Annotated in this window: 12 protein-coding genes; all 12 read left to right on the top strand. The window is 51.2% G+C overall.

Going from position 1 to position 13062, the window contains the following annotated elements:
* The first annotated feature begins 1124 nt into the window (after window positions 1-1124).
* Window positions 1125-1562 carry a hypothetical protein gene (locus tag RAL90_RS04215; protein ID WP_306253273.1) on the top strand — a complete coding sequence of 146 codons (438 nt, stop codon included), beginning with the start codon at window positions 1125-1127 and terminating at the stop codon, window positions 1560-1562.
* An 82-nt stretch (window positions 1563-1644) separates the two neighbouring features.
* Window positions 1645-2910: a TolC family protein gene (locus tag RAL90_RS04220; protein ID WP_306253274.1), complete on the top strand. Its 1266-nt coding sequence runs from the start codon at window positions 1645-1647 to the stop codon at window positions 2908-2910.
* A complete protein-coding gene (locus tag RAL90_RS04225; protein WP_306253275.1) occupies window positions 2907-4580 on the top strand; it encodes an efflux RND transporter periplasmic adaptor subunit in 1674 nt (557 codons plus the stop codon). The genes RAL90_RS04220 and RAL90_RS04225 overlap by 4 nt, the downstream gene beginning before the upstream one ends.
* A gap of 13 nt (window positions 4581-4593) precedes the next feature.
* Window positions 4594-7782 (top strand): efflux RND transporter permease subunit, encoded by a 3189-nt coding sequence (locus RAL90_RS04230; protein ID WP_372340426.1) that lies wholly within the window; start codon window positions 4594-4596, stop codon window positions 7780-7782.
* Between the two features lie 31 nt (window positions 7783-7813).
* Window positions 7814-8245 (top strand): copper-binding protein, encoded by a 432-nt coding sequence (locus RAL90_RS04235; protein ID WP_306253277.1) that lies wholly within the window; start codon window positions 7814-7816, stop codon window positions 8243-8245.
* Window positions 8246-8325: 80 nt separating this feature from the next.
* Window positions 8326-8673 (top strand): copper resistance CopC family protein, encoded by a 348-nt coding sequence (locus RAL90_RS04240; protein WP_306253278.1) that lies wholly within the window; start codon window positions 8326-8328, stop codon window positions 8671-8673.
* Window positions 8674-8683: 10 nt separating this feature from the next.
* Window positions 8684-9526, top strand: coding sequence for a copper resistance D family protein (locus RAL90_RS04245; protein WP_306253279.1), 843 nt, complete (start codon window positions 8684-8686; stop codon window positions 9524-9526).
* 112 nt (window positions 9527-9638) lie between these two features.
* Window positions 9639-10055: a nuclear transport factor 2 family protein gene (locus tag RAL90_RS04250; protein ID WP_306253280.1), complete on the top strand. Its 417-nt coding sequence runs from the start codon at window positions 9639-9641 to the stop codon at window positions 10053-10055.
* A 13-nt stretch (window positions 10056-10068) separates the two neighbouring features.
* On the top strand, window positions 10069-10338 hold the full coding sequence (locus RAL90_RS04255) for a metal-sensitive transcriptional regulator (RefSeq protein WP_306253281.1): 270 nt from the start codon (window positions 10069-10071) through the stop codon (window positions 10336-10338).
* A 6-nt stretch (window positions 10339-10344) separates the two neighbouring features.
* Window positions 10345-11073 carry a PepSY domain-containing protein gene (locus RAL90_RS04260; RefSeq protein ID WP_306253282.1) on the top strand — a complete coding sequence of 243 codons (729 nt, stop codon included), beginning with the start codon at window positions 10345-10347 and terminating at the stop codon, window positions 11071-11073.
* Window positions 11074-11105: 32 nt separating this feature from the next.
* Window positions 11106-12164, top strand: coding sequence for an acyltransferase (locus RAL90_RS04265; RefSeq protein ID WP_306253283.1), 1059 nt, complete (start codon window positions 11106-11108; stop codon window positions 12162-12164).
* A 112-nt stretch (window positions 12165-12276) separates the two neighbouring features.
* Entirely contained in the window at window positions 12277-13008 is a 732-nt protein-coding gene (locus RAL90_RS04270) for a glutaredoxin (protein WP_306253284.1), read from the top strand.
* The last annotated feature ends 54 nt before the right edge of the window (window positions 13009-13062 follow it).

Here is a 13062-nt window from a genome sequence, read left to right on the forward strand (position 1 = left end):
GAAATGCACCGAAATCCATGAGAAATGAACCTAAAATGAACCTAAACCAAACTAACGGCCCCAAGATAAAGCATCTGGGACCCAGGCTTTCTTCGCGAAAACCGGCACCGAATTCGTTTTAGGTTCATTTTTAGTTCTGACGGACGGTTGTGGCTATTTATTCCTGTTGCGGAACATTGGCAAAATAGCTGATACTCCCGGAGGGACTCGAACCCCCGACCTAGCGGTTATGAGCCGGTTTCGAGGTGTCTATAGAAGTCTCTGTACGTCTCAAACACACACAAAATATAGCATTGGTGTCTACAGTAGTCTATAGCGGTCTACACGAAACGCTGGCCTTTGTTACCCAAATGGCATGTTTTGGTGGAAGTTGCTGTTACCCAAAAATAATTCGGGCAGAGCTGGTGATGTGAATCCGGCAGCTCTTGTGGTCAGGTTGCTCACATATGTGAAGGGTGACCAAAGCGGGGATGGGAGCACATCTCAATCCATGGCTTACAAAAAGGTGGGAAACATATTTTTTTACCTATGTGTGTTGATGTTTTCCAGAAATGTGTCCCACAGACGATCCCTAAATGCAGGTGGAGTGAGAATTGCCTCCAAAGGTACAAACCTGGTAGAGTTTTCCGATGATCGACTTGACATAATAATAAATAATATCAATGAGTTACACGGTTTCGCGTGCACTATGCGTGCAGTGAGAAAAGATTTGCAAGTACCAAACAGGGTACACAAATCAAAAAATGGAGCACCTGTTTTAAGAGAAATATAGGGGTATGAACGGCTGGAAAATTGCGTCAGTTCGCTTTGCTTTTCTTCTTTGAATTATTGAATAAGTCCAATTCGGTCACAGTTTTTTTAGTGGGAGGCTGTTCGGCAAGTTTTTGTATCTCGTTGTATGGCTCATAAGGTTAACCAGCCATAAGTTCAGCAGCCATTTCCTGAGAATCTGAAGTTCGGACTGTTCCATTAACAGTTGGAATAAGCACCTGACACGATCAATTAGACGGTTAACTGATCCTTTAGGTGCATTTGTTAGGCTATTGTAAAGGATTTGAATCGCTGCCTTGTATATACCCTATAGGGGTATCGACATCAGTGAATATACTGGGTAAGAAGGGCATATGGTTCTAGTAAAGCAAATTGCGATTTGGACAGTTTTGATGACATTTCTCATCAATCCTGTATTCGCATGCTGCCATTCTGGCGCATATCCTGTTGAAGAATCCATGAGCACCATGGAGAGCGTAAATGGCTCTTCGCACAAAGGGTGTCACGATGCTGAGCCTTCACCGTCAGATGAGCAGCCCCAAAAGCATAATCCGATGGAACCCATGGATTGTGCCGGATGTGTGCAGTGCGACGCGTATTATCAAAAATACAATGAAATCGCTCTAAAGGCCCTTGTGGCGGAATTGCCGAGTGGTGAGAAAACTCTCACCGCTGAAGCATCACTGCAAGTTGATGTTGCTCTCTGGACTTCTACCCGGTTGCGACCACCCAGTCTGGCGCCGCCAGTTCAGCTATCTCCTGTCCAACTGAATAATATTCTGATCCTCTGATCCTCGGGAACAATCATTCGTGATTGCGCCAGGCGTTTTGTCGTCTGTGCAATAGAAACAGTTTGTTACCGGATTAGTTATTATGAAGAAATCTTGCTATCAGTGCCTGCTATTCAGCCCATTCTGTAAATGGGTACCTGCCTCGCTCGCGTTAATGCTCTCATGGAACACTTTCCCGATTGCTCATGCACAGACATTTAAGGAATTGGAACAGCAGCTGCTCGACCATCCGTCCATTGTGGCGCTGCGTTTCAGTGAAACAGCAAGCCGCGAAAGTGCTGCTGCTAATATTGGCTTGCCGGACCCAGTCATTTCTGTCGGGGTGAACAATGTACCGTTGCAGGACCCCGCATTTGACAGGTTTTTGCCGACCCACAAGGCGATTGGGGTCCGTCAGTCTTTGCCAAATTTTGCCGAACGCCGCGCGCTGTCTTCTGCCAATGAGCGCAGAGCCTCATTGCAAAAACTTCAGGCCGAGTGGCAATTCGTTACTCTAAGAGCGAAATTGATCAGTCTTCTGGCAACCCAAACTGCATTGAGTGAACAGCTCTCTATTCTGGCGGCGCGTGACATTAAATATAATGAACTGGAAGAGGTTATTCGTTCTGAAATTGATGCCGGACGCCCTGCCGTATTCAGGATAGCGGATATTGATATTGAACGTGCCGATAGTGCTCGGGAAAAAGCTGCCATTTTGGCGTCACAGATTGAGGTAAGCGCCGGTATTGAAGAACTGGTCCTAATGGCAGCAAAGACACCTGCACCAGAAACCGCCCTTGCTCTGTGGGACGGGCAGGCTACCCGGTTTTATGCGGTGAGGTTGGCCGATCAGAACATCGATATCTCAGAGGCAGGCGTATCAGCGGCAAAGGCTGCTTTTCGACCTGATTGGGGCGTATCGCTAACGTACCAGCAACGTGAAGAGGGTAGCGGTGCTCCCGGATCGACTTTTGCCGGTGATGACTGGTTCTCTGCCAGCGTATCTGTCACCGTTCCCATATGGTCACGTCAGAACCAGCAGCCGAAACTGCGTGCTGCAAAAGCAAATGCAAATGCTCGTCGGCAGCAAAGCGAAGTTGCGGCGAGGGCCGCTCTCGCCGAGTGGCGGGTCTTGTCCGCAAAAATCGAAGCCAGCAACGACTTTCAGAAAATTCTGCGAGAAAAAATCTCAGCACTCGACAGCCGGATCGAAGCTCTGACCAGTAATTATGAAGCGGGGCTGGGAGATTATTCAACCATTCTCGACACTGAGATCACCCAACTGAAATTTCAGAGCGATCTGGCAACTGAACGCGCCAGACAAGTTAGCCTGACAGCCCGGGCCAATAGCTTACTGGTGACACCATGAGATCTTTAATATTTGTCCTTTTCGTTTTGGTATATTCTCCTGTGATGGCGCAGGAGGCAGAACAATATACCTGTCCTATGCATCCGCACTATATCGCAGACCAGATGGGTACCTGCCCGATTTGTGGCATGGACCTGGTGCCCGCTAAAGCAGACACGAACCAATCCCCGGGCAGTGGTGTGATTGTTTCTTCTGAAATGATCCAGACAATGGGCATACGCGCTGCACCAGTGCGTATGCAGAGTGTTGGTGATACGATCCGCAGCTTCGGCAATGTAATGCCAAGTACGCGACTTGAAACGGTTGTTGCCTCACGTGTTGAAGGCTGGATTGAAGACCTCGCTGTTTCGGCTGAAGGCGACGCCGCAGCAGCAGGAGACCTCCTCTACAGTGTCTACAGTCCTGATCTGATCGCGGCGCAGAGAGACTTCATTAATGCGCTTAAATCCGGTTCAGTCGCGCGCAGCAGTGCAACAGAGCGACGCCTGAAATCACTCGGGATGCAATCTGGCGTGATTGCGTCTGTCAGGAAATCAAGGACCGTTATTGAGCGGTTACCGGTTTATGCCGAAGAGGCCGGTGTTGTTTCATATCTGGCGGTTCGCGATGGCGATTATATCAAACCTGGGGCACCGATCATGCGATTGCAAAATTATGAACGGGTCTGGATCGTGGCCTCTGTAGCAGAAAAAGACATGAGGCGGATCAAAAAGGATACAAGCGCTGTTCTTTCATTGCCAGACATTAGCGAGGAACGCCAGGGCAAAGTGGATTATGTCTATCCGACGATTGACGAGGCGACCCGGACCGGGAAGGTCAGAATTGTTGCAGCGAATGAAGAGGGACTGTTGAAGCCCGGTGGCTATGCCGATGTCACCTTTGCTGTCGGAGAGCAGATGGTACTTGCTGTCCCGACAGAAGCCATTTTGCACGGTAGTGATGGTGCCCATGTTGTGACCATGACCAGCGACCAGGCTTTCAAACCAGTCATAATACGGACCGGTATCAGTGCAAACGGCTATACAGCTGTCGAAGCAGGCCTCGCTGAAGGAGACATGGTTGTGGTCAGCGGTCAGTTTTTGCTCGATTCAGAAGCGAGCCTGCGGGAAGGTTTCCGCAAGATGACACCGGCCACGAGCCTGATAGAAATGGATCGTGAGACACCTCTGTCAAAACTCCCCGTGAACGCTGAAACCCTGGCGCTGATTGACCATTTTGTCGATGCCGGGCTTTATTTTCACGAAGCTTTAAACGACAATTACCGCGTTGATCCATTTTTTCTGGAGGCGTCATTGAAAGCCGGGGAGGGCCTTCTCGGCACCTTCGGCGACACCCGGCTTGCGCCTGTCATCAACGAGGCGATGCAGACCATTGAAGCAGCACAACGCTCTCCTGAGGCAGATGATCATAAAACGGCACTTCGTGAGGCGCTCGCAAGTTTAGTGATTGCTCTTGAGCCGTGGTTCCTTGACGGCGCCCCAATTCATTATCGTGATCTTGGCTTGGCGCTGTTCCGGGATGAAGCATCTGGCAATCTGTGGGTGCAAGAAGGGGATGCGGCAAGCAATCCGTTTGGTAATGGCCCGTCGGTGCTGATCGAATGGCCTGATCCTATGGCCGGGATGGCACAGGATAACCCTGATCCGTCCCATGCCGGGCATGTACATTGAGGGGGTGAAGATGATGGATACGCATGATCCTCTCTCAGGCCGGGACCCGTCGCAGTCCACGATTGCACGGTCGATTGAATGGTCGGTGAATAATCAATTGATTGTCCTGGTGCTGGCGGCAACGCTCGCTGTTACCGGCTGGATTGCAGTGCGCAATACGCCCCTTGATGCCATTCCTGATTTAACAGACACGCAGATCATTATTCGGACGGATTTTCCAGGACAGTCACCGCAGATTGTCGAAGACCTGGTAACATATCCGCTGTCTAACAGCCTGCTGGGCCTGCCACGCACAAAGGATGTGCGGGGCGCGTCCATGTTTGGTACCAGCTTTGTCTATGTCATTTTTGAGGATGATGTGGATCTCTACTGGGCGAGATCACGCGTTGTGGAAGCGCTCTCGCGCCTCGGGAGCCAGTTGCCTCAAAGCGCCACACCGCGCATCGGACCCGATGCTACAGGGGTTGGCTGGGTCTATCAGTATGCGCTGGTCGACAAGACCGGGCAGCGCGATCTGGCCGAATTACGCACCTTACAGGACTGGTTTTTAAAACTGGAGCTTGCGGGCGTCGAAGGAGTGTCGGAAGTTGCCTCAGTTGGCGGATTTGAGCGTGAATATCAGGTGCTGATCGACCCTAACCGCCTGCGGGCATTTGATGTGCCGCTCACAAAAATTGCCGCTGCTGTCAAAGCCGCCAGCGGTGAAGTCGGTGGCCGGGTGATGGAGCAGGGGGAGACGGAATATGTGATCCGGTCCTCTGGATATGTCAAAAACACGGACGATTTGAAGCAGATTGTTCTTTATGCCGATAATGGGACGCCAGTAACACTGGGCGATGTGGCTCTGATCATTGAGGGTCCGGCGCTGCGGCGGGGAATTGTCGAACTGAATGGCGAAGGCGAGACGGTTGCTGGCATTGTCATTATGCGCGATGGCGAGAATGCTTTAGACGTTGCGGAACGCGTTAAAGAAAAACTCAAAGTGCTTCAGCGGGGCTTGCCGGAGGGTGTCGAAATCCAAACGGTCTATGATCGGGGGCCTCTGATCGAAGGCGCTGTGTCCTATTTAGAACATAAGCTGATTGAGGAGGGAATTGCTGTTGCCCTGGTGACATTGCTGTTTCTCTTACATGTCCGGGCTGCTTTTGTTTCCATCATCACGCTACCGCTTGGCGTACTTGGTGCCTTTTTAATAATGTCGGCACAAGGCGTCACTGCAAATATCATGTCCCTTGGTGGTATCGCGATTGCCATTGGCGCCATGGTCGATGCTTCCATTGTCATGGTAGAAAATGCGTCCCGACGATTATCCGCACTGCCTCATGATGCAGGGGAGGCCGAACGCCGCCGGGTGATCTTAAAGGCGGCACGGGAGGTGGGGCCTGGATTATTCTTCTCCCTCTTGATTATTACGGTATCCTTTCTGCCGGTCTTCGCTCTCACCGGGGAAAGTTACAGGCTGTTCTCGCCATTGGCCTTTACCAAGACCTATGCCATGGCGTTTGCCGCCTTGTTATCGGTCACTCTGGTGCCGGTTCTTATGCTGTGGCTTTTGAAAGGGCGAATTGCGCCAGAAGAGAAAAATCCTCTCAACAGGTTTTTTATTGCGGCCTATCGGCCAGTCCTGCAGCTTGCCCTGAAGTTCAAATGGCTGACAGTGGGGGCGGCCATTTTCATGATGGCGACGGTTGCCTGGCCAGTATCACGACTTGGTTCTGAATTTATGCCTGCGCTCTATGAAGGTGAACTGCTTTATATGCCAACGACATTGCCAGGTGTTTCGGCGACAAAAATGCGTGAGCTGTTGGGGCAAACCAACCGCCTTATTGAAACCGTGCCGGAAGTCGACAACGTCTTTGGCAAGGCAGGTCGTGCTGACACCGCAACTGATCCTGCACCGCTTACGATGATTGAAACCTGGATACGGCTTAAGCCGCGCAGCGACTGGCGCCCCGGGATGACTCCCGAAAAGTTGATTGAGGAATTGAATACCCGGGTTACCATGCCAGGGCTTGTCAATTCCTGGGGATATCCGATTAAAATCCGTATGGATATGGTTTCAACCGGCGTTCGAACGCCCATAGGGATCAAAATCACCGGCGATGACCTGGAAAAAATTGCCGATCTTGCATTGGAGATTGAGCAGGTGGTGAAAACTGTCTCAGGTACGCGATCCGCTTTTGCAGATCGTGTTATTGGAGGTAAATATCTCGAAATCTTGCCCGACCGCAAAGAGCTGGCGCGACGTGGTATCGACATGCAGACATTCCAGGCGGTGATACAGACGGCGCTTGGCGGAATGAAGCTTGCCGAAAGTGTCGAAGGTCGCGAACGGTACAATATTATGCTCCGCTATGACCGGCCATTTAGAGAGAGCGGTGATGCGATTGCGGATATTTTGATCCCGACACAGAGTGGGGCGCATATTCCGATCGGTGAAGTCGCGACCATTCAGTATACCGAAGGGCCACCGATGATAAGGTCAGAAAACGCCCGATTGACCGGCTGGGTGTTCGTGGACATCGCCGAACGCGACCTCGGCGGATATGTGGCTGATGCACGCGAGGTCGTGGCACGCGATGTGTCGCTGCCGCCGGGGTATGCTGTCGACTGGTCTGGTCAGTATGAACAGCTGGAAGAGGCCAATGCCCAGCTTGCCCTGGCGATCCCTGCCGCCATTGTGTTGATATTCCTGCTTTTGATGCTGCATTTCGGGCGGCTTGACCGCACCATCATGATCATGGCGTCGCTGCCGTTCGGACTGATCGGCGGGCTCTGGGCTGTATATCTTGCAGGGTATAATTTGTCCGTCGCAGTGGCTGTCGGGTTCATTGCCCTGGGAGGTATTGCCGTTGAAACGGCGGTGGTCATGCTGCTTTATCTGGATGCGCGTATTCGCGAGCAACCACCGAAAACGCTACAAGAACTGTCGACGGCAGTGATGGAAGGCGCCGTATTGCGGGTACGCCCCAAACTGATGACTGTGGCAACGATCCTGGTGGGGCTTGCGCCGATTTTTATTACGTCGGGCCTTGGGGCGGACGTCATGCGCCGGATTGCCCTGCCTATGCTGGGCGGCATGGTTTCAACCCTCATTTTGACGCTGGTCGTTATACCTGTCTTCTATTATATCTGGGTGGGGCGATCACTTCAGCGGCAGGCATTAACCCCTGATGCTGCAATCAGGACACAATTCAACTAGAACAACAAACCTTTGAGAGGAGATCGATCAAATGACACGAAGGAAACTGGGCCTTGTTGCCGTCTTGGGGCTGGCGTCCCTTGCCGCATGCGGACAATCCCATGACGGACATGGAAACCATGACAAGGACAACCCCGAGATGGCTGACCATAGCGGGCATGATATGAAAGATCATGACATGAAAACCGCACCAGACGCGATGATCCCGGTAAATGGGAAAGTGGTGCAGGTATTCGCAGATGCAGGACGGATCAAGATCGATCACGAGGAAATCCCGGCAATCAATATGGCGGCAATGACCATGTCTTTCGAGGCAGGCGGAGATGTGGACCTTGTGCGGTTCAGCGAAGAGGATGCGGTCCACTTCATGCTGAAACAAGGGCGCGATGGCTCTTTCCGCATTATGCAGATGTGTAAGACCGACGGCAGTGATGATGAATGCATGAGCAACATGAATCACTGACGGCATGATAATAAATTGACCTTATACCCTATAGGGGTATAAGGTTGGGGATGGGATCGTTCATTCCCGGAGGGTATTCTATGCGCATTTTAGCAGCCATTCTGGCGTCAATCATGGTGCTGGCAGGCACAACAGCCCTTGCACATTCCATGATTAAAGAGATTAATATCTCTTCCGGGGACAGCTTTGCGGTGTCTCCTGAAACATTCGACATCACCTTCAGTCATAAGGCGTCGCTCGCCGATATTGAACTTGAAACGTCGTCAGGTATGGCGATTGAAACCGGTTTTGAAAGCGACGACGATATGTCGGCAAGCTTCAGTGTCGATCTGCCGACCCTGGAAAACGGTGACTATCTGTTAACATGGAAAGCCGTCGCGCGCGATGGGCATATCATGTCAGATACGATCGATTTTTCTGTCGAATGATGCAGCTGGCGTGCTGACAGTTCTAGCGATTCTCATCAAATATACTCTGTATGCCAGTGCGCTGTTCCTGATCGGGCTCAGCCTGCATCGGGTGTTTCTGATTGAGAATGTATCGAAAAAGAAAACGGGCTTATTGGCGCCAGTCGGCGGGATTTTTCTCGGGGCTGTTGTCCTGAAACTGCTGATTGCCAATGCGCAGTTGGCAGGATCTCTGTCAGGGGCATTTTCAGGAGATACTTTCAAATGGGTCTGGCGACCTCATGCTATCCAGACCTATTTGTTTGTGGGTGCGCTCGGTGCAGTTGCAGCCTACAGGGTTTTTAATTGGCGTGCTGGCCTTGTTATTGCTCCTGCAGGCATTGCTCTTGGTTTTGGGATGGCAGGACATATTCAGGGTATCGAGGCGCCAGCCATTTGGGTGCCGTTTGTGGCGATCCATGTGTTGATTGCGGGGTTCTGGCTTGTTGCGCCCCTAACCCTTTATCCAGCTGCGGCCGTGCCCATCAGCGAGCTACAGCAGCGAACAGCACGCTTCAGTTCCCTCGCGATCAAGGCAGTTCCACTATTGTTTGTGACCGGCGTTCTGGTGTTGTGGCAATTGCTGGAGGGGCTGGGCCAGATGGTGTCCACGCCCTATGGGCGTCTGTTGACCTTTAAGCTCGTCGCGGCGGTTGTCTTACTGGGGCTTGGCGCCATCAACAAATTTTGGGTTTCTGAACAGCTGGCACAGAAACCGACATCAGGCCTCATCACGCTGAAGCGAACATTGGTGGGAGAGGCCATTTTATTTGCAAGTGTCCTGCTCATTCTGACCCTAGCCACCACCATTACTGGGCCGGGGCACACCGGATAGTGTCAGTCCTGGAAACGGGCATGACAGATATAACAGGAGATAAATGATGAAAAAATTGATGACGAGGGTTTGTATAACAATATCTGTACTGATTTTGTCCTTATCAGGCGTCATGGCGTCAGACTCAGGTGATGCAGCGATCACATCGATTATTTCTGAAATCGAGTATGGCTGGGAAAACGGGGACGGGACCCCCTTTAGAGAACATTTTCTCGACTTTGAGGGCGCCCGTTATATCGAGTCTGGCGGGCAAAATGAGGGGCTCGATGATCTGGTCTTGAACCATGTAGAACCTGAAAAAGGGGCGATCCCGGACCTTCAGCTCGATTTCTCCGATTTAGAAATTCACTATGAAGGTGAAGACTTTGCCTGGGCCGTTGTGGACACCAGGATTAAAGGCACCATCGTGAAATCCGGGCGCGTGCTCGATAAAGCGGGTCGGCAGACATTCCTGTTTCGCCGGGTAGAAGGGGCCTGGAAAGTCGTCCATACCCATTCTTCTTCACGCGACTACAATCCTAAAAAGTAAACGGAGCAACTGCATGTCAAAATCGGAGGCGACCATCAAACGACTGCGGCGTATCGAAGGACAGGTGCGCGGTGTCATCAAGATGCTGGAAGAGGACCGCTATTGTATTGATGTCTTGCATCAAATGCAGGCAGTCAAGTCAGCGGTGGCACGGGCGGAAAGTGAAATCCTGAAAGATCATGCCGCAACTTGCGTAGAAGGGGCGATCAATTCCGGCAGTAAAAAACATCAGCGTGAGAAAGTCTCTGAGCTGATCGATCTGTTTGATAAACTTAAAAGGTAGGATCGCATGAACAGGGCACTCTTTAACAGGCGGGCAAGACAACTTCATCTCTGGCTCGGGCTTGCCATCGGGGCGCAAGTTGGTCTGTGGCTGATTTCCGGCCTCTTCATGACCTGGTTTCCGATTGAAGAGGTGCGGGGGGAACATTTGCGCACTGAGATGGAGCCTGCCGCGTTTACAAATATAAGTGACTTACTGACCCCTGATGCGATCCTTGAGAAAAGTGAAGTAGCCGCAGACAGTCTTTCTTTGCACTTTCTATTGGAGAAGCCGGTCTGGCGCGTCAGCGGGGACGGCAAACGCAAGCTGGTTGACGCAACAACAGGCGACATCATCTCGCCTTTGTCTGAGGAGATGGCGATCGGCCTCGCACAATCCTCGTACAGTGGCGAAGGGGCGATTGTCTCAAGCACATTCCTCACTGAACCACCACGAGAATATGGCAGGCCGGGGCCCGTCTGGAAAGTTAACTTCGGGCCAGATCACGCAGCAAGCTTCTATGTAGATGCGTCAATGGGCGAAGTACGTGCCGTACGGACCACCTTATGGCGGGTCTTTGACTTCATGTGGGGGCTGCACATTATGGACTGGTCTACCCGTGAGAACTTCAATTCCTGGTGGATCAAAATGACGGCCTCGCTGGCGATTGTATTTTTCTTTGCTGGGCTATGTCTTTCCATTCTTCGGGTGATGAGCTGGATCGGACAGAAGAGCCGACGCACACCAGCGCCATAGAGGTATAGTAATCTAATGAAAGAAGCCAGTTAATGGACAGTCTTTTTTTTAGAGTATCACCGAAAGACCCCCTGTTTGAAGCCAATTACCTGACCAGTGTGCGCTGGGGCCTTGCCGGGGCAGTCATGATTGCCCATGCCTGGGAGGTCAATGACGGGATTGACCCCCTGGGGGTCTATAACTGGCAAGCAAGTGATCTTGCCGTAAACGGATTTTTTATCCTGTCGGGTATGCTGATCGCGAAGAGCCTGGCGACCCGGCGGCATCTGGGAGACTATTTCAAATCTCGCTTCCTGAGACTGTTCCCGGCTCTGGCTCTTGTGGTGATTGCGAGCCTGTTGTTTTTTGGGCCGGTTTTTTCACCAGCAAGCGAGGGAGCTTTTCTGAAAGACTCCCAAGCCTGGGCTTATGTGACCCGTATCTTCGGGTTGATGGACCCCAGAGGAGAGGTGGCAGGTGCTTTTTCAGGTAACTCTGAACCACATTTAAACGCCCCCTTATGGACCATCCGGTTTGAGGTATTTTGCTACATTCTGGTTGGTGCAGCGTTTGCGATGGGTCTCCTGAAAAACCGGCTGGTAGTGCTCGGGATGTTTCTCGTTTTCTCCCTGATCAGTATGACGCGCTTTATGCCTGAGCATTCTTTTTTATCTCTGGCGGGCTATGATTTCTTTCGCCTGACTTCGGCCTTTTTGCTCGGCGTTTTACTCTTTTACGTGCCTGAGTTGAGGCGGCCACGATTGATGATCGTATTGATATGTGCGGTATTATTTCTGTTGTTTGGGCGGTTATGGTTCAGTGAAATTTTCGCCAATGTCTTCCTTGCCTTGGGTATTCTATATGCTGGTTTTTATGGTCGCCATATTCCCTCGCTCGCCAAATTGCCGGATTATTCCTATGGCATTTATATCTGGCATTATCCGATCCTGCAGGCGCTGGAATATTCTGTTCCGTCACTTCAATCCTGGCAGCTGTTGGTGGTGGCGACACCACTTGTATTGATTTGCTCAGGTTTGTCCTGGCATTTTGCGGAAAAGCCTGCCCTTGGTTTGAAAAACAAAAAGTTTCTGAATGTTCCGAAAAGACTTTGAGTGCATTTTCGACGTGCCGCCTGCTGGGTAGGTAAGCCATTGATATATACCCTAGGGGGGTATATATCAATATCCTGTTCACTTAGGTTGAACTATCGATAAGGAGTCGCAAATGGCAACGGCCACATTGTATCGGATAGTCACGGATGACCACACATGTCCGTTTGGGTTGAAGGCAAAGTCCTTACTGCAACGTCGCGGCTATGACGTTGAAGATCATCTCCTGAGTGACCGTGCGGCACAGGACGCGTTTAAACAAGAGCATGATGTTCAGACGACACCGCAGATCTTTATCTCTGGTGATCGGGTAGGGGGTTACGATGATCTACGTCAGTTCTTGGGCATCAAAGCAAAGGGTAAAGACGAAAAGACCTACGCACCGATCATCGCAATTTTTAGTGTTGCAGGGTTGATGTCACTGGCAGTTGCCTGGATGGCCTATGGGGCGTTCACGTCATTGCGCGTTATGGAGTTATTCGTCGCGATCAGCATGTGCATCCTTGGTATCCAGAAACTGCGGGACCTCGACGGCTTCACCAATGGATTTATAGGCTATGACTTACTGGCCAAGCGTTATATCCCTTACGCCTATATCTATCCTTTTGTTGAAGCTGGCGCGGGCATTTTGATGATTGCCGGTGGCTTTGCCGCAAAAGCTGCTGCGCCTTTTGCGTTGGTGGTGGGAAGTATTGGCGCATGGTCCGTTTACAAAGCGGTTTACATCGATAAACGGGATATCAATTGCGCCTGTGTAGGTGGCAACAGCCGGGTGCCACTGGGAGCGATTTCTTTAACTGAAAACCTGATGATGATTGGGATGTCGATCTGGATGATCGTTAAATGATTGCAGGGAAACATAATGTTGCACTATTGTGCTTCTTCTTCTGTAAGCCTGTAG

Origin of the sequence: Parvularcula sp. IMCC14364 (assembly GCF_030758415.1) — a bacterium.
Taxonomy (GTDB): Bacteria; Pseudomonadota; Alphaproteobacteria; order Caulobacterales; family Parvularculaceae; genus Aquisalinus.

What these genes read in the sequence shown, in the direction of transcription:
- RAL90_RS04215 (WP_306253273.1), top strand. Translation starts at nt 1,125, where the DNA reads ATGGTTCTAGTAAAGCAAATTGCGATTTGGACAGTTTTGATGACATTT.
- RAL90_RS04220 (WP_306253274.1), top strand. Translation starts at nt 1,645, where the DNA reads ATGAAGAAATCTTGCTATCAGTGCCTGCTATTCAGCCCATTCTGTAAA.
- RAL90_RS04225 (WP_306253275.1), top strand. Translation starts at nt 2,907, where the DNA reads ATGAGATCTTTAATATTTGTCCTTTTCGTTTTGGTATATTCTCCTGTG.
- RAL90_RS04230 (WP_372340426.1), top strand. Translation starts at nt 4,594, where the DNA reads ATGGATACGCATGATCCTCTCTCAGGCCGGGACCCGTCGCAGTCCACG.
- RAL90_RS04235 (WP_306253277.1), top strand. Translation starts at nt 7,814, where the DNA reads ATGACACGAAGGAAACTGGGCCTTGTTGCCGTCTTGGGGCTGGCGTCC.
- RAL90_RS04240 (WP_306253278.1), top strand. Translation starts at nt 8,326, where the DNA reads ATGCGCATTTTAGCAGCCATTCTGGCGTCAATCATGGTGCTGGCAGGC.
- RAL90_RS04250 (WP_306253280.1), top strand. Translation starts at nt 9,639, where the DNA reads ATGGCGTCAGACTCAGGTGATGCAGCGATCACATCGATTATTTCTGAA.
- RAL90_RS04255 (WP_306253281.1), top strand. Translation starts at nt 10,069, where the DNA reads ATGTCAAAATCGGAGGCGACCATCAAACGACTGCGGCGTATCGAAGGA.
- RAL90_RS04260 (WP_306253282.1), top strand. Translation starts at nt 10,345, where the DNA reads ATGAACAGGGCACTCTTTAACAGGCGGGCAAGACAACTTCATCTCTGG.
- RAL90_RS04265 (WP_306253283.1), top strand. Translation starts at nt 11,106, where the DNA reads ATGGACAGTCTTTTTTTTAGAGTATCACCGAAAGACCCCCTGTTTGAA.
- RAL90_RS04270 (WP_306253284.1), top strand. Translation starts at nt 12,277, where the DNA reads ATGGCAACGGCCACATTGTATCGGATAGTCACGGATGACCACACATGT.